Source organism: endosymbiont of Galathealinum brachiosum, assembly GCA_003349885.1.
Taxonomy (GTDB): Bacteria; Pseudomonadota; Gammaproteobacteria; order SZUA-229; family SZUA-229; genus SZUA-229.
This window is the reverse complement of sequence record QFXC01000014.1, coordinates 112,811-133,497: the sequence shown is the minus strand read 5'-3', so window position 1 is coordinate 133,497 and position 20,687 is coordinate 112,811. Positions and strand designations below refer to the sequence as shown.

At 35.5% G+C, this 20,687-nt stretch carries 20 protein-coding genes; 12 read left to right on the top strand and 8 right to left on the bottom strand.

Annotated features, from left to right (window positions below):
- Positions 1 to 3: 3 nt before the first annotated feature.
- The 5 genes from DIZ80_17185 (at position 4) to DIZ80_17165 (ending at position 5,235) form a co-directional block, all read left to right on the top strand.
- The gene (locus DIZ80_17185; protein ID RDH80760.1) at positions 4 to 1,548 is read left to right on the top strand and encodes an ATPase; all 1,545 of its coding nucleotides are present in this window, start codon (positions 4 to 6) and stop codon (positions 1,546 to 1,548) included.
- A 7-nt stretch (positions 1,549 to 1,555) separates the two neighbouring features.
- Positions 1,556 to 2,950 (top strand): hypothetical protein, encoded by a 1,395-nt coding sequence (locus DIZ80_17180; GenBank protein ID RDH80759.1) that lies wholly within the window; start codon positions 1,556 to 1,558, stop codon positions 2,948 to 2,950.
- Entirely contained in the window at positions 2,940 to 3,569 is a 630-nt protein-coding gene (locus DIZ80_17175) for a hypothetical protein (protein ID RDH80758.1), read from the top strand. The genes DIZ80_17180 and DIZ80_17175 overlap by 11 nt, the downstream gene beginning before the upstream one ends.
- 114 nt (positions 3,570 to 3,683) lie before the next feature.
- Positions 3,684 to 4,028, top strand: coding sequence for a hypothetical protein (locus DIZ80_17170; protein RDH80757.1), 345 nt, complete (start codon positions 3,684 to 3,686; stop codon positions 4,026 to 4,028).
- 352 nt (positions 4,029 to 4,380) lie between these two features.
- Complete coding sequence (locus tag DIZ80_17165; GenBank protein ID RDH80756.1) at positions 4,381 to 5,235, top strand: hypothetical protein; 855 nt, start codon at positions 4,381 to 4,383, stop codon at positions 5,233 to 5,235.
- 869 nt (positions 5,236 to 6,104) lie between these two features.
- Here DIZ80_17165 and DIZ80_17160 read toward each other — a convergent pair.
- On the bottom strand, positions 6,105 to 7,622 hold the full coding sequence (locus DIZ80_17160) for a B12-binding domain-containing radical SAM protein (GenBank protein ID RDH80755.1): 1,518 nt from the start codon (positions 7,620 to 7,622) through the stop codon (positions 6,105 to 6,107).
- Positions 7,623 to 7,787: 165 nt separating this feature from the next.
- Between DIZ80_17160 and DIZ80_17155 the strand changes: the two genes are divergently transcribed.
- From DIZ80_17155 to DIZ80_17145, 3 genes are all read left to right on the top strand, one after another.
- Positions 7,788 to 8,042, top strand: a complete 255-nt coding sequence (locus DIZ80_17155) for a hypothetical protein (protein RDH80754.1) — start codon at positions 7,788 to 7,790, stop codon at positions 8,040 to 8,042.
- Between the two features lie 32 nt (positions 8,043 to 8,074).
- Entirely contained in the window at positions 8,075 to 9,106 is a 1,032-nt protein-coding gene (locus DIZ80_17150; protein ID RDH80753.1) for a hypothetical protein, read from the top strand.
- A gap of 76 nt (positions 9,107 to 9,182) precedes the next feature.
- On the top strand, positions 9,183 to 9,794 hold the full coding sequence (locus tag DIZ80_17145) for a hypothetical protein (GenBank protein ID RDH80752.1): 612 nt from the start codon (positions 9,183 to 9,185) through the stop codon (positions 9,792 to 9,794).
- 40 nt (positions 9,795 to 9,834) lie between these two features.
- Here DIZ80_17145 and DIZ80_17140 read toward each other — a convergent pair whose 3' ends face one another.
- The 4 genes from DIZ80_17140 to DIZ80_17125 form a co-directional block, all read right to left on the bottom strand.
- Entirely contained in the window at positions 9,835 to 10,827 is a 993-nt protein-coding gene (locus tag DIZ80_17140; protein ID RDH80751.1) for a hypothetical protein, read from the bottom strand.
- Positions 10,828 to 11,201: 374 nt separating this feature from the next.
- Positions 11,202 to 12,881, bottom strand: a complete 1,680-nt coding sequence (locus DIZ80_17135) for an oxidoreductase (protein RDH80750.1) — start codon at positions 12,879 to 12,881, stop codon at positions 11,202 to 11,204.
- Positions 12,878 to 13,477, bottom strand: coding sequence for a hypothetical protein (locus tag DIZ80_17130; protein RDH80749.1), 600 nt, complete (start codon positions 13,475 to 13,477; stop codon positions 12,878 to 12,880). The genes DIZ80_17135 and DIZ80_17130 overlap by 4 nt, the downstream gene beginning before the upstream one ends.
- A gap of 3 nt (positions 13,478 to 13,480) precedes the next feature.
- Entirely contained in the window at positions 13,481 to 14,005 is a 525-nt protein-coding gene (locus tag DIZ80_17125) for a thioredoxin family protein (protein ID RDH80748.1), read from the bottom strand.
- Between the two features lie 112 nt (positions 14,006 to 14,117).
- Here DIZ80_17125 and DIZ80_17120 point away from each other — a divergent pair, with 112 nt between their 5' ends.
- Positions 14,118 to 14,339, top strand: coding sequence for a hypothetical protein (locus DIZ80_17120; GenBank protein ID RDH80747.1), 222 nt, complete (start codon positions 14,118 to 14,120; stop codon positions 14,337 to 14,339).
- 146 nt (positions 14,340 to 14,485) lie between these two features.
- On the opposite strand, the gene DIZ80_17115 is transcribed toward DIZ80_17120, so the two are convergent.
- The gene (locus DIZ80_17115; GenBank protein RDH80820.1) at positions 14,486 to 15,280 is read right to left on the bottom strand and encodes an MOSC domain-containing protein; all 795 of its coding nucleotides are present in this window, start codon (positions 15,278 to 15,280) and stop codon (positions 14,486 to 14,488) included.
- Positions 15,280 to 15,975 (bottom strand): DUF1415 domain-containing protein, encoded by a 696-nt coding sequence (locus DIZ80_17110; GenBank protein RDH80746.1) that lies wholly within the window; start codon positions 15,973 to 15,975, stop codon positions 15,280 to 15,282. The genes DIZ80_17115 and DIZ80_17110 overlap by 1 nt, the downstream gene beginning before the upstream one ends.
- Here DIZ80_17110 and DIZ80_17105 point away from each other — a divergent pair.
- Positions 15,894 to 16,826 (top strand): hypothetical protein, encoded by a 933-nt coding sequence (locus tag DIZ80_17105; GenBank protein RDH80745.1) that lies wholly within the window; start codon positions 15,894 to 15,896, stop codon positions 16,824 to 16,826. The two genes, DIZ80_17110 and DIZ80_17105, sit on opposite strands and share 82 nt — an antisense overlap.
- A 39-nt stretch (positions 16,827 to 16,865) precedes the next feature.
- Here the strand turns inward: DIZ80_17105 and DIZ80_17100 are convergent, their stop codons facing one another.
- The gene (locus tag DIZ80_17100; protein RDH80744.1) at positions 16,866 to 17,258 is read right to left on the bottom strand and encodes a hypothetical protein; all 393 of its coding nucleotides are present in this window, start codon (positions 17,256 to 17,258) and stop codon (positions 16,866 to 16,868) included.
- Between the two features lie 335 nt (positions 17,259 to 17,593).
- Between DIZ80_17100 and DIZ80_17095 the strand changes: the two genes are divergently transcribed.
- Positions 17,594 to 18,121, top strand: a complete 528-nt coding sequence (locus tag DIZ80_17095) for a hypothetical protein (GenBank protein RDH80743.1) — start codon at positions 17,594 to 17,596, stop codon at positions 18,119 to 18,121.
- Between the two features lie 67 nt (positions 18,122 to 18,188).
- Positions 18,189 to 20,492 (top strand): hypothetical protein, encoded by a 2,304-nt coding sequence (locus tag DIZ80_17090; protein RDH80742.1) that lies wholly within the window; start codon positions 18,189 to 18,191, stop codon positions 20,490 to 20,492.
- Positions 20,493 to 20,687: the final 195 nt, after the last annotated feature.

Genomic DNA, 20,687 nt, shown 5'->3' with positions numbered 1-20,687 from the left:
AAAATGAAAACAAAATTAAAAAATATTTTTTCATATATCGAGTCGACATTAATAGAGCGCTCTGTTCCTGTTCGTCTGTCTTTACTGGCCGCATTAAGTGGAGAGCATTTACTGCTTCTAGGTCCACCAGGAACAGCAAAAAGTGAATTGGCACGTAAGTTATGTAATGTTTTTACAGATATAAACTATTTCGAACGATTATTGACTCGCTTTTCTGTTCCCGAAGAGCTTTTTGGCCCATTATCTATTAAAGCGCTTGAGGATGATCGTTATCATCGTCTTACAACAGGTTATCTTCCTGATGCCAGTGTGGCATTCATTGATGAAATATTTAAAGCTAATAGTGCAATACTTAACTCCTTATTAACGATTTTAAACGAGCGAGAATTCGATAATGGCAATGTAAGAGTTAATGTGCCATTGATAAGCGTAATCGCAGCGAGTAATGAGTTGCCTGATGATGAGGGCTTAGATGCTCTATTCGATCGATTTTTGTTTCGTTATCAGGTTGTACCAGTCACAAATGACGGATTTAATGATTTGTTAGAAATATCATCAGATTCTGAAAGTAGTCAATTTGATTTTGAAAAATTAAGTGTTTCAGATGTAGATGAAATTCAATCAAATTCAAACAGCATTAAACTGAATGCTGAATCACATGAATTACTACGAAAGTTACGCAATCACTTATCAGATAAATCCATTTATATTTCAGATCGTCGTTGGCGTAAAGCTCTAAAAATATTACAGGTTTGTGCTTTTACCAATAATAAAGATGTTATTGATGTATGGGATTGTGTGTTGTTGACCCATCTTATGTGGAATCATCCTGATCAAATTGAGGATTTAAATAACTGGTTTATAGAAATGTTGAAATTAGATATATATAACCAGACCAAAAGAATAGAGAAGCTCGTATTAGTTTGGGAAAGTAAGCTTGATGAAGACAAATCCAGGTATACGCAAAAAACAAATTCAAGCGGAGAAAATCTGTATAAAACACCTGAAGGTAAGATAACTACGCAGCATGAGCGTGTTAGCCTGGCTGAAAGAGATAATGAGGTGCTTTTTTTAGCGCCACCAGATAAAAATGATCGAACTAATAATGGGGCCGGATATACTTTAAACGAGCTTGAGGAATTGTTTTTTGATGATAATTTTAAACAAAGTCATATAGAAGGACGTTGGGTAGATGTACAAAATTATATTAACAATACTCAAAACAGACTGGTGAATAGAATTGATTTTGAAGCCTTAACAGAGCTTTATTATTTTTCGGAAGATTATATAGTTAATCAGAGGTCTGAACTTACTGATATTATAAATAACGTTAAATATGAATGTGATAACTTCATCAAGATTCAGAATAAAATTAACACGGTTGAAAATGATCATTTATGGTTATCAGGAGGGTTTATTAAAAAATCCAGTGATGAAATTAATCTAATGGTTCCAAAACTTGTTGATTATCATCAGCGTCTTCAATCACTTCTTATCATAAATGAATCTTTGAATAAGAAAAAACACAAAGAAATAACTATAAATTAAAGCTGCTATGTTAAAGGTAGAGTTTCAATCTTTAAGTGTTCTTGATCAGATACCTGAGTATATCTATAAAAGATTAATTACACACCAATACAGATCAACGATAGATGGATCTACGTCTAATAGCTTACAAAAAAGAGCAACCGGTATAGTTGAGATAAGAAATAATCTCATTAATGGGAAGCAGGTAACTAAAGAGTCTCTAGAGAAATGGATTGAGTCTGATCTTGTTGATGCTTTTCATAATAAATTAACCGACAAAACATTGTTGAAACACTCACTTGATAACGAATCTTATACAAATGATATTCTGATTAGTGTGCTTAACTGGTTAGATGATGTTGAGGATGAAATAACAAGTGATAATAGTGCGCTGAATGAATCTTATAAAAGTCTAACTCAAGACATATATAATAATGAAAAGTCAGGTATTGTTAATAATGCACTATATAAATCAATGAATGATATTAATGTTGATTTTGCATTGCAACGTAGTCTCGGTTGGGATTTATCTAAAGGTATAACTTCTGAAGCTGATTTAAAACAACTTGTGAATGTTCATCGTGTCATTAAAAAATCACAAAGATTGCAATCCATCATAAAATTAATAGGCAGGAATAAATCAGGGAATTATGACGAGACTGATTTAAGAGGGTTTAATCAATATTCAGATGAGAATAGAAAGATGGATAATGCGTTACCTGATGATCAGGCTGTAAATAGTATTACAGGTGTTTTTCGGGGTGATGATATTTCTAAAATGCTGTCTTCTGAGCTTTCAATGTTAGGTAATAGTCGATTTAAAATGCTATGGCATGTAAGACGTGCTGAACGTCAGTTATTGAATTATCACGTAAAAGGTTTGTTATCAGAGCATATTCCTAATATAGAAACAAATTCGATAAATATTAATATACCGGGTAAAACATCGATTAAACATGCAGGCCCCATGATTCTTTGTGTAGATACTTCTGCGTCTATGAAAGGCAGGCCAGCCATATTAGCTAAAGCTATAGCACTTGAAGCAATGAGAGTTTCACGTTTAGAAAAAAGAGATTGTCATCTTTTCTGTTTTAGTGGGCCAGAAGAAGTTATTCAGTTAGAATTAAATTTAGATCATGGCTGGAAGTCTATACTTGAGTTTCTTAACGTCTCTATTAATGGGGGTACCGATATTAATAATGTTCTAGTAAAAGCCCTTGAAAGAAGGAAAAGCAGTCAATGGAAAAATGCGGATATATTGATAATGAGTGATGGGCGTTTTGAAGTTGACAGAAAAGTCATAGACCAGGCTTTAAATACTCAATTACCGTCAAGAATTTTTGGTATTCAGCTTGGCCAGTGGGACTCGAGCGCGTATAACGAAATTTGTCATCAGGTATTTAATCTCTCAGATGTCGACTGAAAACCCATTAATATTAGCAATTTTAAATGAATTAAAGCAGTCAGATGATGTATTAAGCTTATATAAGTTAATGCAAATATTAGAACAACTTGGTTTTGCTCTAAATAAATCAGAGCCTGATGAAACCAGTGAAATGAAGCTTTTTCGAAAAAATTTTGTTGTAATGAATGCTTTATACCAATTGAGAAAAGATTTATCTGGTTCAGGTTTTAGTCTTTTTATATCATCTTTAAAAATTGAGCTCATTCCAGAATTGAAAATAAATGCTCAGGATTTATCAGTTGAAGATTCTAATACAACAACAGATGATGCGCTGAGTGACTATTTTCTTAACTGGGATAATTACCACCTTACAGATGAACAGGGTGTAGATGAGTTACTGAGTAGTTTCTGGGACTCTTATACAAACTATCATGAGTGGCATGATGCAAAAGATAAACGGTTAGACTCGTTACATGCTCTCGGGTTAAAATCATCAGCAAGCTGGAAAGATATCCAGCAGTCTTATAGACAGCTTATAACCGTTTATCACCCAGATAAGGGTGGAGATAGTTTAAAGTTTATAAAGATCAGAGAAGCGTATCTAATTCTCAAACTCACGCAAATAAAGAGCCATTAGTATTGGCCTAACTATTGCTTTGTTATTTCTTGAAGAAATAATACAGCAAAGTAGTGTATCTGTTATTTCTAATATTAGAGTTACTTTATAAACAACTATTAACGGTGTAATCAAATGACATTAAAAAATCGTTTTATGGAAGCAGTATCCAGTGGAGATCTTGGTGAAGTAGATGACTTTGGTGTGATTGTGAGCTTAAAAGAATTCAAATCATATTTTAAAGACGTTAAATCTGACTATATAAATTCATTCTTACCAGCAGCGGTAATTGAAACAGGACAATATACTCCAACTCACACTAAGTATCTGTTTAGAATAAGAAAAGGTACGTACAGAGTGCACCCTGATGCAATCGATGAACACAATGAATCAGGTTATATTAAGGTAATGCCAATGCAGCATCTCAACAATAAAGTTGAAGAGGCAATAATCCAGTACCAGAATTATCGTATAAATTAATACTGAAATATTTTAGTTATTATATTTAAAGTCGCCTCAGTAGACGCGGCTTTTTTTATGTATAAAAGAAAATCTGGCTAGTTTCATAATAAGTGAAATAGTACTATATGAGTCGGTAATTATGGCAAATCGATATTAGTAGCGTTTAAGTTTGTAACGTGTTTGTCAAAAATGAATCATTTCTCTGTTTATACACATTGATAACGTCACATAATTGGCGTTAACAGTTTTAATAAAATCTCAGGAAATGACGTTTTATTTATTATAACGATGATACTGATCAGAGTGTGATCAGCAATAATATTTAACTTTAATTAACTAATGATGATGATTCTGTCATAGAGCTATCGATTTGAATAAAAATTTTATAAATAAAAGTTTACTCACGGTATTCCTGATATTGATTGTGTTTCTGTCTTATTCGAATCTGCTTGATGAGCTAGCTGAAGACTATACTGAGGCAGGTGTAGAAAGATCATTAATTGTATTTGCTATTTCAAGGAGCTTAAATGGTGTTATTTCGGTAGCACAGGGAACAGAAGTCGCGTTATCTCCAGCTGGTGTTGGTCTAACATTTGCTCCTGGTCAGATTCTTGATCCGGTTAATGACCTGATAGAGCGTTTTTCCTGGGTCGTAATGGTTAGTGGGGCTTCATTAGGTGTCCAACGGTTATTTCTGGAAATAACCTCTTCTTTATTGATTAGTGTAATGCTTTCAATTTTTATCATATTACTTTTACTTAAAATATGGGGGGTATTTAACAGAGCTGAATATAAGTTACTTTCGTTATCGTTTTTGAAGAAAGGTCTGGTTATTTTGATGTTTATCCGTTTTTCAGTTCCAACGATTGCATTAATAAATGAAGGTCTTTATCTACATTATTTACAGCCTCAATATACTGAAGCGCAGGAACAGTTAGTTAATGCTTCAGATCAGATAAAGAGTATTAATGAAACAACTCGAGGAAATATTGATGATTCTAGTAATGATTTAATTGGTCAGGTGGGTGTCTGGCTTGATCAAACCAGGCAAAGCCTGGATGTTGAGAAGCAAATACAGTCTTTAAAACAGGCGGCATCTGATATGAGTCATCAGGTTATAAATTTAATTGTTGTGTTTGTGGTGCAGACTATTATTTTTCCTTTGTTGTTTTTGTGGTTGCTCATTCAGAGTGCGAAGGGGATTATTCGTAGTTTTTCTATTTAATTTCTGAGGTGTCGCCTGTCGGAGTGTTACCCGTTCATTTCCTTATGGGAACGTGAATTTTGTGATTTCAGTCTGTTAGTTTATCTACAAGCCCCTTGCTTCATGGGAATTAGGTTTCTGAGGTGTCGCCGTGCTGGCGAGTTACTTTCTTTTCAGCAGCAAAAAGAAAGTAACCAAAGAAATGCCGCCCCGCTTAACTCAAGCTTTTATTTGTAAAAAACACAAATAAAAGTACCTTCTTCGTTCCCGATTTATTTGGCCACTGCGGAACTCACGAATTAAAAGGCGAATTCGCTCAGACATCCTCGCGGAAAACTCCAAATAAATCACTCCCTCATCAGCTTGTGTAATGGGGAGATGAGTCAAAAGAATAGAATCACAAGCAGATTATGCGGGCTGGTTGTTAGTTACAGACTGGATTTATTGCTATGCATTCACAGCCAGTGGATTCCTGCCTCCGCAGGAATGACAATATAGAATATTTTTCTTTTGAAAGAGAAGTTTATATCGGTTTTGATTTACCTCTCCTCTGGAGCTTGCCGAAAATTGTATATCTGTAGGGGCAAAATCACAGGGATGTGATTTTGAGTCACGATAAGCCAGGACGGCTTACCGTGACGACCCGGCAACAGAGCAATGAACTGACAGGTTAAGCATTACTGGAAGACTTCGGTACAATTTTTGGGAATTCTCATTAGCTTTTTAATGAGAACAAGCGAGTAAAGGACGGCGTTCTTTTGCTTACTTTTCTTAAGCTGTTGTAAGAAAAGTAAGTCGCCAGCGCGGCGACTAAACAGAATTCACATTCCCATGAAGAAATTAGCGTGGAAAACTCAAGCAGCCCTAACTACTAGTTAAATTTAAATAAATCAAAGCCCACTATGCCTAACCTGCCTCTGACTAGACTTAATTTTCTTAACCTCAGCATCATTATTGGAATTAGCCAAAAACTTAGGATACCCCTTTATACCAGATATATCATAATCACTTAATAAAGCATCAGTCACCCGTTTCTCATCAAACTCAAGTCCATTAATTAACCCATTATAAAGAAGTGAATATAAACGCTCTAATGAGATTTTATGAGTTTGACCCGTTGTTCCAAAAATCCAGTCACTTAAATTAAGAAAATTATAAAAAGAATTTCCTTCAAGAATAACTTTCTTGGTATGTTTAAAACGCCCTGAATTAATAATCAAATCCCAGTATCTGGCATAACGACTCAAGCGCTGCATATCCATAAAACTGATTAAATTATTACTCACTATATTAAAGGGTGGTAGTGGGTTATATCGCATATCGTAATCAATGCTATGGCGTATGATTGGTGTGCCCTTTAGGCGTTTTAATATTCCGACCTGAATTTCGTGGGGGTTAAAATCATATAACTGATTTAAACCTGTGGCAAAACTATCTATACTTTCACCGGGTAAACCTATGATTAAATCTGCATGAATATGTGCATTAGAGTGATTTCTTATCCAGCTTAAATTGTCTTTAACTTTTTGTGTGTTCTGTTTTCTACTAATGGTCATTTGAACTTCAGGGTTAAGGCTCTGAATACCAATTTCAAACTGTAAGCTACCTTCAGGAAAACGACTGATCGTTTTTTTTAATTTTTCAGGAAGATGATCTGGAATTAACTCAAAATGTAAAAACAGGTTGTTGTTTTCCGAGTTCATTTTATTCAGAAAGAATTCCATAATACGAATGCTGGTATCGGCTTTTAGATTAAAGGTTCTATCGACAAATTTAAAGTGGCGTACACCCCGTTGATACAGTTTCTCCATTTCTGTTAGAAAAATATCAAGATCAAAAGGGTAAACTGTTTTATCTAGAGAGGAGAGGCAAAATTCACATTTAAACGGGCAGCCTCTAGATGCTTCTACATAGATAACCCGATTAGCAACATCTTCATCGTTGTAATGTGCATAGGGAAGCTCAATCTCTGATAATTCAAGAGGCAGAGGGTGGATTATTTTATTAACTGGTTTTTTATTATTTTTTAGATCGCTACATAACTCTTTAAATGCCAGATCTGCCTGACCGGTGATTAGATAATCTGCACAACTTACTAATTCCTGTTGCTCAAACTCATAACTAACTTCAGGGCCACCAAGTACAATAATGGTTTCAGGTGAAATAGTCTTAAGTAACTTGACCAGCTCAAGTGATTCGTTGGCGTTCCAGATATACACTCCAATGCCAATGATCTCTGGTTCGTCCAGTAATAGAGACTCAGCAATATCCATAACGCGGGTATTGATATTGAATTCGACAAGTTTGGTAACAGGTTGTAAGTCACCCATATTGGCATATAAATATCGTAAACCCATAGATGCATGAATATACCGTGCATTCAGGGTTGTTAGGGTGATTTGTGACACGAAAGATAGTTTCCTGGATTAATTAAAATGGCTTAAACGTCAGGGTAACTCTGAACGCCCCGCAGAGACATGATAGACTTGTTCAGAGATGCCCTAGTATAAACTAATACTGATTAGTGTGTGCTCAGGTAACCTTAATAAATCAGCTTACAGATCAATTATATTATGAAAGGAATTACCGTAGACGGAGATTCAACCGTTGTTCAGCATAGATTTGCCGTAGTTTATGCGCCTAAACGCTCACGAGGGCGTTTTTCAGAAAACTGTGTGTTTTTATGCGAGTCCGAGTTAGATGCAATTGAAGAGGCTAACGTAGAAAAACACCTGTTTGCAGCAAAAGTGATAGGGCCATCTAAATCATCAGAAGGTCAGAGAATTTATTATCTTGATGACTGGATTGATACCAGTATTGATGATTGATCCGTTTTAACACAAAATACTTCTGATAATATATGAATAATCCATTTACATCACTGTCCTATTTTAGAGAGCAGTTTAACCAGGGACTGTGTGAATTACTTGATCAACAGCAACTGGGGACCTTTATTTTATGTCTGGCAAATGCAAGTAATAATCCTGAATTATTTAACCAGCTAAAATCGCAACTTAAATCTCAGTTTGAATTTTTACTTAAGCAGTATAAATTAGATTTAATAAATGGTAATCAGATTAATGCAGTAGAAGAGGATCTTCTTGTTTTTTTAAAGCTCGTAGCAATGGGGTTTGAAAATATTAACATCACTCAATTAAAAGAAGAATCTCCCTGGTTGTATCAGTTTAATCAACTACGTTCATTTCGCCCGAGAAGAATGAGCAGTTTTAATCATAATGGTGAAATGTTTACTCCATTTGTTGAAAATCAGTTTAATTTTAATAAACCGTTTATGGCTAAAGAATGTTTCTGGCGAGGTGAGTATCAGGGGAAGCAACTTGATCTGTTTTATAATAAATATCCATTTGCAGATCTTCATGGTTTAATTGTACCGCAGCGTGAAGATTGTCTGCCTCAGTTTTTATTTCAGGAAATGCATGAATATATCTGGGGTTTAAGTTCTGGGTTATCTGCTACTTTGCCGGGGGCAGGGTTCGGTTATAATAGTTATGGAGCTTATGCTTCTGTAAATCATTTACATTTTCAGATGTTTGTTGATGATAAGGGGTTACCGGTTAGTCATTCACATTGGCAGCATAATGGCGGTAATGATCCTTATCCACTGCAGGTAATAAAATCAACAGACAGGCTAAAATCCTGGCAAGTGATAAATGAACTACATGTTAAAAAGCAGCCTTTTAATTTATTGTACCTTCCTGATGCTCTGTACATCATGCCAAGAAAACTGCAGGGTGATATAGAGACGCCTAACTGGAGCAGTGGTTTTACATGGTATGAACTTAGTGGTGCGATGTTGTTATTCAATCAACAGGATTATATTAATTTAAGCAGTAATAATGTGTTTAACCTGCTAGAAAAATTATCAGTGTAAATATATGTCAAGAGAGTTATGCGGGTTAGATGGTACAATTGTCATCTAATGAATGTTTTTTAGGAGGTAACTTAAGTTGAATTCAATCGTTAAGACTAATTATTGTTTTATAGCGCTTACTGGTCTGTCTTTATTTTCACAAAATGCTCTTTCAGAGTGTAATCGAGATGATGTTGAGTTTTATCTATCTAAAAACTTTACTACGCAACAGATTACTGAATTGTGCAAGGCTTCGTCAGAAGAAAAATCAGTTCCAGTTATTGTGTCTTCAAAAACTCAGATTAATTTAAGTGATGATGAGGCGTTTATTAAACAAGCTATTGATGCCCGAAACATTATAATATCGAAAGAATATCTGGAATATACATTAAGAGTTTGTGTTGAGTATGCTGAAGAAGATAATTATGGTTTTTCACCTAAAGTCTGCCCTGATATTCGATATAAAATTGCTTTAAATGACCTTGAAGCAGAGGAAACCGATAAGAAATTATTCTTTTTTGGTGAAAACGGGATTGATGTTGAAGGTGATATATCAAGAGAAGTCTTGTCTGGTCTGGAAAAGCGAAGTGACGAGGAAAAGAAATATCTTTTCAAAAGACTTGAATCGGGTGATGAAACAAATATACCGGTAAGAGAAGGTGTGTCTTCAAAAAAGGCAGCACAGGTATTAAATAAATTACTTAAGTAAAAAATCATGCAACAGTTAACTGTTGCATGATTTAATCGTTTTAGAACTTATGAATTACACCCACAGAGAACACTGAAGGTTCTGCCTGAGTATCATCATCTAAACTAACCGTACTTAGAGAACCAAATACCTGTGTTTTCTTAGCAACAGTTTTGAAAACACCCGCAGTTATACCCGTACCTTCTATTGCAGTAGTGTCGCCACTAACTGAACCTAAAGTTACAGCTGCTTCTAAAGAATCTGAAATATTAGCTTTACCTACAAGAAACAGGTAGGTGTCATCGGTAGTCGATGATTTTTCAACCTGTTCAGCTGAAATAGCGGCACTCCAGCCATCTGCTTTATATCCGCCATGTACACGAATAGCAGTACTGTCTGCATTTAAGTTCTTTATTGTTGCGTTATCACCATTCGATGCATATTGAACACCTGCTGAAATATTACCGCTCTTATAAGCAGCACCAAAACCGGTACCATGTTCATCAGCTTCTGAATCATCAACATACAGGCCTATATTTAATGTCAGACCACCCATCGCAGGGCTGGTATATTGTAATGCATTATCAGTGAATAGATTGTTTACTGGAGACAGACCATACGTACCACCAGCTCCATTTACAACTGAACCACTGACATTTACACTAGAGTGATTATAGAAAGGGTCCATTTTGAAACCAGGCATTTTATATGCACTAGACATTAAACCATATGCAACCTGACCAAAGTCACCTTTTAATCCACCGAAGTAGAAACGCTTAGTGAATGCGGCATCAGCTGCGTCATTTCCATCAGCTTTAGCTCCAGCCTGTAAATGAATAAATGCTTTTACTCCATCACCTTCACTCATTGCTTTAAAGCCGAATACAGAAGTATTGTCTGTAACAGTTAAGCCATCTTTTGCGGCAGCTGCATTGTCTGCATCAACTGAATCAAGTGAGATTCGTAATTGGCCATAGAAATCTGCTTCTGCCATTGCCGTAACGGGGACTGCACATATAGCTGATACAGCAGCACATAAAACTATTTTTTTCATTGGATATCACCTTTGATTTTATTTAGATTATTTTTTGAATAGAATTTTCGTTTGACCATTAATAAATATCTATTACAAAAACATAGCCAGCAATTCCAGTTGAATGATCAATTTGATCTGTATCAACCGTGCCTACAATAAAACATCGTTAAATGCTTTCTTACTTACCTGAAATACTCTCCCATAGTTGATACGGTTAAAAATTGACATTACTCAACTTTTGAATGTGTTTTAATATTTTAATATATTAATATTGAGATGGATCAGATTGAAAATAGAGAGTTATAAGCGTAATTATAATTTCTGTTTTTGATCGAAATCAAAAACAGAAATTTAGAGAGTACATTTATGAAGGTGTGTAGTTGTTAATATGATTATGTTCGGTCTTTTAATATATCAGCAACACGAAAAGAGTTAGCATAAATAGTCCAGGTGTATGGAACGCTACCACCTGTAGGCATAAAGCTTCCATCGGTAACATACAGGTTGTCTACATCATGAACTTTACAATCGGCATCTAGTACAGATGTATTAATGTCATTTCCAAAACGGCAGCCACCCGCAACTAAATTGGCAGGTGGTGAACCGCTTACACTAGAACGAATATTTTTAGCACCCATTTGACGTAAAATGTTTTCTGCTTTACCTGATAAGTATTTGCCGACCTTTAAATCATGTTCGTGATAACCCAGGCGAACTTTACCAACAGGGGATCCCCATTTGTCTTTTACATTATTATCCAGGCTTACAAAACAATTGTCTGTTGGTAACCAGTCATTAAATACTTCAAAACGTAAGTCCTGAGATTCAGTGAATACAGTTTTTAAATCGCGTTTAAGATTATGTCCCCAGTTTAAATTGTCATTATCATTCCATTTTGCAGACATGGCTTTTGAAATTGGATTAGGGTGTCGTAATAAAAAGTCAATGACCCCACCTTTTGTTTTTCCGCCAAATTCATTGTCTTCAAAATAATACCAGTCCTGTACGCCCCTGTTTACAAAGGGGCCACGTGTCTTCATTGCAGAAGCAGCAAGTTTGTCCATTTCACTGTAATGAAATTCACCTGTGCCTGATCCACCTGCTGAAAATAGAAGGTTTTTACCTAACTGTGAATAATTATTACCTAATCCATTGGGATGTTTAGGGCCTGTAGATGATAATAATAAACGTGATGTTTCAATTGCGTGACAGGCGACAACAAATGTTTTAGCTGAAACGGATTGTGCTTCACCATTTATATCATAATATAGTGCTTCAACTACATTTCCCTTATTGTCACTTTTTAGTTTATATACTTTGCAATGAGCTCTAATTTCGCAGTTTCCAGTTAAAACCGCATCATCAAGTAATGCTGCACGTGCGCTACCTTTTGCTCCTGAGTGACAACCATAACTTCCGCAATAACCTGAATATTCACAACTGTTACGATTATTTTTAGGTTGGGATAAAATCGCTCTTGGTGTTGGTAGAGAGGTTATATTTAGTTCATTACATGCCTTATCAATTTTATTTACGATAGGATGTTCACTGGTTGGCGGGTATGGAAAGTCTTTAGTTGACCTTGGTTCCTGATGTTTATGAGGCATTATTTTTCCCGAGATACCAACCTCAGTTTCGGCTTTAGTGAAGTAAGGTTCCATGTCTTCGTAACTAATGGGCCAGTCAACAATGTTTGCACCTTTAATGGGACCAAACTCTGATAACAGTCGAAAGTCTTTGGGTTTGATTCGATAAAAATAGCCGCTCATAAAATTAGATGAGCCACCGACAACATTGCCGTTCCAGAAGTCCCATCCTGATTCATAGGTAGATTCACTTACCCAGTTACCTTTATTTGTTTCTTCTTCAAGCACATGTTGTTCATCTTCAAGATTCGGGGTGTAGACACTACGTCTACAACAGGCCATTTCATCTTTAGTGAAATCTTCTTCGGTTAACCAGGGGCCTTTTTCTAAAACCAGTACTGATTTACCCTGTTTTGATAATTCTGAAATAACTGGTCCTGCGCCGGCACCACTGCCAACTACACACACGTCATAATCTTTACTCATGCTTTTGTTCTCCGACGTGTATTTCCATTAATCTGTTTACCAAGTTTGAAATAGACCTGATTGCTAGTAGGAGTAGGGAAACCGGGAATGTGTTCTAGCCATTGCCATCCTTTACTGTCTTTATTTCCTCCGTATACGGGATCACTGAGTAAAGCTTCAATTAAATAATTCATCATAAGTGACAACCAGCGACTACCAGCACGACTGCTCTCAATTTTGCGTAATACCTTTTCTTTTTCAGAATCATTCAGTTTAATAAAAGTTTGTTTATGATTTTTAATAGATAAGTCATTTAACCAGCCTACACCTTGAATAATAAATTCTTTCTCGTCAGATTCTAAGTCAGGTGTGTCAAGCATATTACGTAAGAAACGTAATGCGCTTATATCTTTCGCTCCCGGAGAAGATTCATCTGCAGGGAATAAATGTTCCTGTACAGCAGCTAGACTTAACCAGGGGTCAGTTAGGTCTTTATAAACAAGGTCGGCATCCTGACCAAGTGTTTTTGTATTAGCCCTGCTCATTAAAGGCCAGCTTGTACTCGCTATTGCTATAAGCTGGACGAATTGCCTACGATTAATTAACTGTGTGCTCATGTTTTACTTTTTGTTTTTATTGTTAATATTCCAGCGATCAAAAAATACGAGAAATGACTCACGCGTATAATGACCATCTTTTAAAAATTCGGCTGTATCCTGAGACCATAATACGCTTCCGTTGTATTCTGAAACGTACATGTGCGGGTAACCTAAAGGTTTTGGAAATGCTTTTAGAAATTCGGCATTGTCATTTTCATCGCTGACATTAATTTTAAGCATTACAAATGTTTCGTGTAACTTTTGTTTGATATCCGGATTGTTATCAAAAAACACATCCATTTGATGGCACCATTTACACCAGTCACCACCCAACTCAATAAGAATTCGGCGATTAGTGCTGGTTGCAAGTTTTACTGCAGCTGCACCATCTTTAAAAGCATCCTGTTTTACATTATATTGTGTGCTGTAGGTGGGTAGTGAGTTAATAAGTGTGTTATTGTTTTCAACAGATGCCGAGAGATTAAAAGGCAAAATAAATACTAATAATGCCAGGCTATGTATAAGGTGTAGTCTCGTATTTTTCATAATCTTATTGTACTATTTTTGTGTTACTGAGGTCTCTATAAGAACACAGTATTAGCAAATGGTTTCATACGGTTGTATTATTTTATAAATTAATATTTAAAGGTTGTTTAATATGGCTGAAAAGCTAATGATTTTGCCAAGTAAGGATAGCAAAAAAATAAGACTCGTAAAGATACCCAGAGATTACGAAGAACATGAAGTCTACAGGGCTGCTACAGGGGCAATTGCGCGTATAGAGGAAAATTTACCAGACTATGACTGGGATGACCTGATGGAGGAACTGGAAGATATGGGCTTTGAAGAGATGTCTTTTTTATTAGGGCCTGAAGTTTAGTGCTTTAACTAGCTACACTGTCAGCCCTTGTGGTATGGCTTAAGGGGACGGAGCGCTAAAAACGCGGTCCATCCCCGAGGGATATGTTCCACAGCGGTGTACTTTTTTACCTGTAACGTAAACTGAATGTGTATTCGCCTCGGGTATCAACAGGTATCAAGTATTTCAACCTCCATACCCACTTCTAACTTACCCGCATCTTCTGCTATAAGATTTTGGCCGAAATATATCTTATTTTCTCTCATGCGGTATCCCGCGAGAGTTTTAACCACTTCAGCTGATTTTTTAGCGGTCTCTGGATCAATACTGGGTATTACGCATCGGCTGCAGGGCTTTACGAGGTTAAATGTAATATCACCAATGCGTATTGCTTTCCAGTCATCCTCAGCAAATGCTTCAGTACCATTAATGACAAGATTTGGGCGAAAGCGTCTCATATCTACCGGTGCAGCCAGACGGCTGTTTAAATCATCAAGTGATGCCTGACTTATCAATAAATAAGGAAAACCATCACTAAATGCAGTTTTATTACCCTGTTTTGCATAATCTAGATCAACCTGACGTACTTCTTCGTGTGGAAAATAAACAAGACGTGCTGATATACCTAAAAAATGGCTAAACCATTGCGCTGCCTGCTGTCCACAGTTGTGTGCATTACAGACATCATCCCAAACAGTGGCTGATATCAATTCCCCGGAATATTGAGTCGGAATTATGAGCTGTTCCATTCCAGGAGCTGTAATAACGAGTTGATTAGCTTCAAAGCGGCTCTTAATCAAACACATCTTCGGGTGTTTGCGCTGTGTCAGCATATAACCTTCATTATTGATGAGCATCCAGCGTCTATCCATATCTAGCCCGAAAGCGCCCATTTTGCAGTTATCTAAGGAAACCTGTGCAGTTGATTTTATGGGGTAAATAGCCAGTTGTGACAATGTAATCATAAAATTTTGTTACAGCTTTTGAGGAGAGAATCCAGTTTCTCAGAGCCAAGTTCCCGAGCGAGTTTAATATTGTTCTCAGGTATTTCAGAAGTATCCGGGTAATTTTCTATAGCTAGTTGCAGGCTGGCTTCGCGAATTAAATGTAACGTCGGATAGGGGGATCGATTGGTGTAATTAGACGCATCATCAGCCTCAACTCCATCAAAGCAATACTGGGGATGGAAATGTGCTATCTGGTAAGTAGAGCAATAACCCAGATCATCAAGTAACTCATTGCTGTATTCTATTAGTTCCAGAAAATCTTCGAACTCATCTACCGAGTTAGTGAACATTAAAAGGCTGGTTTCAGTGTCATTGTTGTTATCAAGGTGTTGAAATTCATCTGCCAGAGCATGTAGATTAGACTCAAGATCTAGTCCATCAAAAACAGAATATCGTATACTGTTCTGTTTGAATTCCTTATTAGCAAAAGGGCAGAAATTAAGGCCGATAATGGTCGTTTTTAACCAGCACTGGGTCTGTTGAATTATTTTTTCAGGTAAACTCAATTTATATGCTCTACATAGGCTTTTTGTAAGATTAATTATAAGTAAAATGTTTAAATATAACAATGTGGCCTGAAATACATCATATTCTGAAAGAAGATCAAATACAAAATTACAATAATGTATTTTTAAATGAGCTTTCTTTATTTATAGAGCAGGAAAAACTCGATGAGTCATTTAAAGAATCATTTAAATCAGTTTATCTGCCGTTAGCAAAATGGATAGAAAATAAACATACTACTACCCCTGTAGTTATAGGCTTAAATGGAGGGCAGGGCTCGGGTAAGTCGACTTTAAGTAAGTTGCTTGTTCTTATTCTTGAAACTTTATTTAGTAAAACAGTATTACATTTATCAATTGATGATCTGTATATATCCCGTTATCGTCGTTTGTTGTTAGCTGATGAGGTGCACCCACTGTTAAGTGTTAGAGGCGTTCCTGGAACTCATGATGTTAATCTTGGGATTGAAATATTAAAAACACTTAAGACTAATATTAACAATAAACTCAAAATACCCCGTTTTGATAAAGCGCTTGATGACCTGTTACCGGATGAAGAATGGACAGTTATCAGAAAAATGCCTGATATCATTATATTTGAGGGGTGGTGTGTCGGCGCAAAGCCTCAATCAGACAGTGAATTATTAAAACCACTTAACAAACTTGAAGAAAGTAAAGATACGCAAGGGAACTGGCGGCATTATGTTAACAGGCAGTTGACAGAGCAATATAATGATTTATTTTCATATATTGATCATTTAATTATGCTAAAAGTACCGGATATGGAATCAGTGTTTGAATGGAGGTGTTTGCAGGAATCAAAGTTGAATCACCGAGAAAACACAACGTCACATATTAAAAGTGAGATAGAAGTTAAAGAGTTTGTTATGTACTTTGAAAGAATCACTATGCAGTGTTTAAAAGAAATGCCGCAAAGAGCAGATGTAGTATTGAATTTAAATAAGCAACATCAGATAAGTAAAGTCATCGTTAAATAATTAAAAATGAGCAACCTTCAAGGTTGCTCATAATGTAAATTAAACCGCTTTAGCGTATTCAAAATTCTGCAGGAAATTTGATTTCCAGGCTTTGAAGTCAGATCTGATATCTCTTCGTTCTCTTAAAACCAGTACGATATGATACTGACCGCGTGTTGAAGGTAAGCGCCAGCGTACATTACCTGTTAAATTATACGTTCTATCACTGCTATCCAGTTTTACAGAAATATCCAGTACAGAGTCTATTTCTATCGGGTGTGCCACTTCCAGTCTAATGCTTTGAGGAGACATCTCAATCGCGGTGGTCACCATGGTTTTACCGAGTAATGATGGGTTTTCAGAAGAAAAGAGTATTTTTACGTTAGTACCGACAGCTGATACAAAATGATCGTCTGTTTTTTTGCTGAAGAATCGCTGAGCTAATTTTTTCATAGTTTTCCTGCTTAATAAGTAAAAGATAATGTTATTCTTATAAAGAGGGTTATCATTTTGTACTTACAGTCAGTAAAAATACTGCGAGTCACCTTATTAAAGCAGTGGAAATAGTAATAACAAGGATGAAACGTTCATTAGGGCAAATTGTGTGAAATAGATCACGATATAATATGAATGTTTTTATCAGTTATAGCATGAATAACAGTTTAATATATGAACTATCTTATTGAATATATTAACATTTAATTAATAGGCTTTTTAAAATTAAACATCTGATAATTTTTGTAATATATCTTCTGGTAGCAGGCTGCTCAACTTCACCACCAAAGAATATGACTAATAGCTGTTCTATATTTGAAGAAAAAGGCGGCTGGTATGATGATGCGAGTGATAGTTTTAAGCGCTGGGGGGTACCCGTACATGTGCAACTGGCTATAATTCATCAGGAATCTCGTTTTACACATGATGCACAAACAGAAATGCAGTATTTTTTGTGGATTATACCAACAGGTCGTCAATCAACCGCTTATGGTTATGCGCAGGTAAAAGATGCCACCTGGGACTGGTATATTAAGTCTACGGGCAATTCAGGCGCAGACAGGGATGATTTTGGCGATGCTGTTGATTTTATAGGCTGGTATGGTAAAAAATCATACGATACCCTGAAAATATCCAAATGGGATGCTTATAACCAGTACCTTGCTTATCATGAAGGTCATGGTGGTTTTAAGCGTAAAACATATAATCAGAAACCCTGGCTGATTAAAGTGGCTAAAAAAGTTAAAAAGAATGCGAGTAAATACGCTGCACAGCTTAAAACCTGTGAAGCAGAATTAAAGTCCGGGTGGTGGTTCTGGTAGGCGCTTATTGAATATGAGTGTAACTAAAATTAATTAATAAATAAATGAAAAAAAGAGTTTTTATTCAATGATTGACAAATTTAAAGTGTTAACAATAAGTTATTTTCTGCTTTTCTCTTTTATGTTATCTCCGTCTGTATATGCTTATGATGAGATTTTACTTGAACAGAATATAGTTCAGCTGGAAAAAATAAAAAAACGTTTAAAGAAGCATAAGTATAAAAGTGAAGATCTTTCGGCCTGGACTAGACTGACTATTGATGTGAGCAGCCTTTCCGAACTATGCATCGCTGAAAAAGAGGAGGTGCACAAAGCACTAAAACAATCAATAGATGAACTGGGTGAAAAACACAAGGGTGAAGATAGTAATGTCACATCCGTACGAAAGCACCTTGTAAAAGATCAAAATAATATAGAAAAAGAAATCGCCGAATGTAATGTGAATCTTTTATTAGTTCAAGATGTCGATATTATGCTTGATAAAGCAATAAACTCAAATCTGGAGCGAACATATTTTTCTAAACAAAAGAATATAGTTTCTTTAGTTAATGAATTTGTTAATAACCCGGCAGGTTTATTTAGTGATTCATCAGGTTTTATTGTTGAGGATTCCGGTATACAGGAAATCAAGTTAACCGAATGGGGGGCGGGTCTGGCTTTATTGTCTGTTATATTATTGTTTTCTATGAAAATAAGAAAATCATTAATAAAATATTCAGAAACATCCATCTGGAATGATGATATGGATAACTTGTTACTGCATTCCTTTATAACAATAAGTGCTCGTTATGTTCCGTTTATATTGATTTCTTTATCAAGTTATCTGTTTCTATACTATATAACGTTTGATATAGAGTACACGTTGTTTATTACTCAGATATCTCTGGCTCTTACATTATATTTTCTGTTTGTTCTTGTAACTAATTTATTTCTATCTCCCGTCGCACCTGCGAGGCCTATATTAGAGAATATGGGTGATATGTTATCGAAAATATCGAATCGATTAAGAGTATTGTTTCTGATTGCTTTAGTTGGTTATCTTGCGTTCTATACTGTTTTTTCAAATAGTATGACGGAAACAAACTTATTATTATTAAGGTATGTCTTTTCATTGTTTCTTGTAATAAATCTGGTTTGGACTATTCGTGTTTTGATAGACCCTAGAAAATTACCAAAATTAAGCTGGGTGTCCAGAATAGTAAATTTTGTATTAATCTTGACCTTAATATCAGAGTGGCTGGGTTATATAAATTTCTCTTTTGCAATTAGAGGAGGAGTTATTGTTACTTTTATACTGTTGATTTTATTTTCCGGGGTAACAAAAGTATTTCAACTTGTATTTAATTCATTAGATCAGGGCTCTAATAAACTATCATCTCGCATTCGTAATAAGATTGGTGTTGAAGGCGATAATGTTATTCCAGGACTGATCTGGATAAGGTTGACAGTTTCAGTTGTATTATGGGGAGCTTTTTTTCTACTTATGGTTAATATCTGGGATTTTAATGGTGGCTTTTTAACACAACTCAAAAATTATATTGTTAATGGTTTTGAGCTAGGTGACTATCGAATAGTCCCGGTTAAAATATTGTGGGCTATCGTTATCTTTTCTGCTTTATTAGTCGTTTCTGGCTGGATAAAGTGTCAGTTAGAAAAGAACTGGTTGCAAATGTTTAATATTGATTCAGGTGCACGTGATGCTGTTGCTACAATTGCCGGTTATCTAATGTTTTTAACGGCATTTTTAATTGGTCTATCTGCAGCAGGATTTGATTTTGGTAATATAGCAATTGTGGCTGGCGCATTATCAGTTGGTATCGGTTTTGGTTTGCAAAATATTGTTAATAACTTTGTATCCGGATTGATATTGCTTTTTGAACGACCTATACGTAAAGGAGATTGGGTTGAAGTAGGTGCAACGGAGGGTTATGTAAAGAACATACAGATTCGTTCTACTCTAATTAGAACATTTGATAACTCAGACGTAATTGTTCCCAATTCGGAACTGATATCTAATCAGGTTACAAACTGGATGTTATCCAGTAAAAAAGGGCGTGCAATAATACCTGTAGGAGTCGCTTATGGTAGTGACATAGAACAGGTTAGAGAAATTTTATTGAAAATAGCACAAGATAATGAAAAATTAATACATGGTAATATCAGATGGGCACCTAAAGTATTATTTAGAACTTTTGGTGCTAGTTCACTTGATTTTGAACTCCGGGTTTTCCTTAAAGAAGTGAGTGGTCGATTAGGCGTAATAAGTGATTTGAATTTTGCAATTGATAAAGCGTTTAAAGAAGCTAATATTGAGATTCCATTTCCACAACAGGATGTGCATATTAGAAATTTACCTGTAGAGGGTGAGTAGTAATTTTCTGTAAATAAAGATTGAATATATTTTTAGCATGCAATATCAGTTGATATTGCATGCTAAAACACAGATAAAGAAATAACTACTAACCTTTGATTTTCGAATATAAGTTTAAATTAATTTTGCTTTAATAACACTTAGTCTGATTTATCTAGACTTTTTACGATATAGATCTAGTCTTATCTACACTTC

Coding starts and splice junctions, on each gene's coding strand:
- DIZ80_17185 (RDH80760.1), top strand. CDS start 4: ATGAAAACAAAATTAAAAAATATTTTTTCATATATCGAGTCGACATTA.
- DIZ80_17180 (RDH80759.1), top strand. CDS start 1,556: ATGTTAAAGGTAGAGTTTCAATCTTTAAGTGTTCTTGATCAGATACCT.
- DIZ80_17175 (RDH80758.1), top strand. CDS start 2,940: ATGTCGACTGAAAACCCATTAATATTAGCAATTTTAAATGAATTAAAG.
- DIZ80_17170 (RDH80757.1), top strand. CDS start 3,684: ATGACATTAAAAAATCGTTTTATGGAAGCAGTATCCAGTGGAGATCTT.
- DIZ80_17155 (RDH80754.1), top strand. CDS start 7,788: ATGAAAGGAATTACCGTAGACGGAGATTCAACCGTTGTTCAGCATAGA.
- DIZ80_17150 (RDH80753.1), top strand. CDS start 8,075: ATGAATAATCCATTTACATCACTGTCCTATTTTAGAGAGCAGTTTAAC.
- DIZ80_17140 (RDH80751.1), bottom strand. CDS start 10,827: ATGAAAAAAATAGTTTTATGTGCTGCTGTATCAGCTATATGTGCAGTC.
- DIZ80_17135 (RDH80750.1), bottom strand. CDS start 12,881: ATGAGTAAAGATTATGACGTGTGTGTAGTTGGCAGTGGTGCCGGCGCA.
- DIZ80_17130 (RDH80749.1), bottom strand. CDS start 13,477: ATGAGCACACAGTTAATTAATCGTAGGCAATTCGTCCAGCTTATAGCA.
- DIZ80_17125 (RDH80748.1), bottom strand. CDS start 14,005: ATGAAAAATACGAGACTACACCTTATACATAGCCTGGCATTATTAGTA.
- DIZ80_17120 (RDH80747.1), top strand. CDS start 14,118: ATGGCTGAAAAGCTAATGATTTTGCCAAGTAAGGATAGCAAAAAAATA.
- DIZ80_17105 (RDH80745.1), top strand. CDS start 15,894: ATGTGGCCTGAAATACATCATATTCTGAAAGAAGATCAAATACAAAAT.
- DIZ80_17100 (RDH80744.1), bottom strand. CDS start 17,258: ATGAAAAAATTAGCTCAGCGATTCTTCAGCAAAAAAACAGACGATCAT.
- DIZ80_17095 (RDH80743.1), top strand. CDS start 17,594: ATGACTAATAGCTGTTCTATATTTGAAGAAAAAGGCGGCTGGTATGAT.
- DIZ80_17090 (RDH80742.1), top strand. CDS start 18,189: ATGATTGACAAATTTAAAGTGTTAACAATAAGTTATTTTCTGCTTTTC.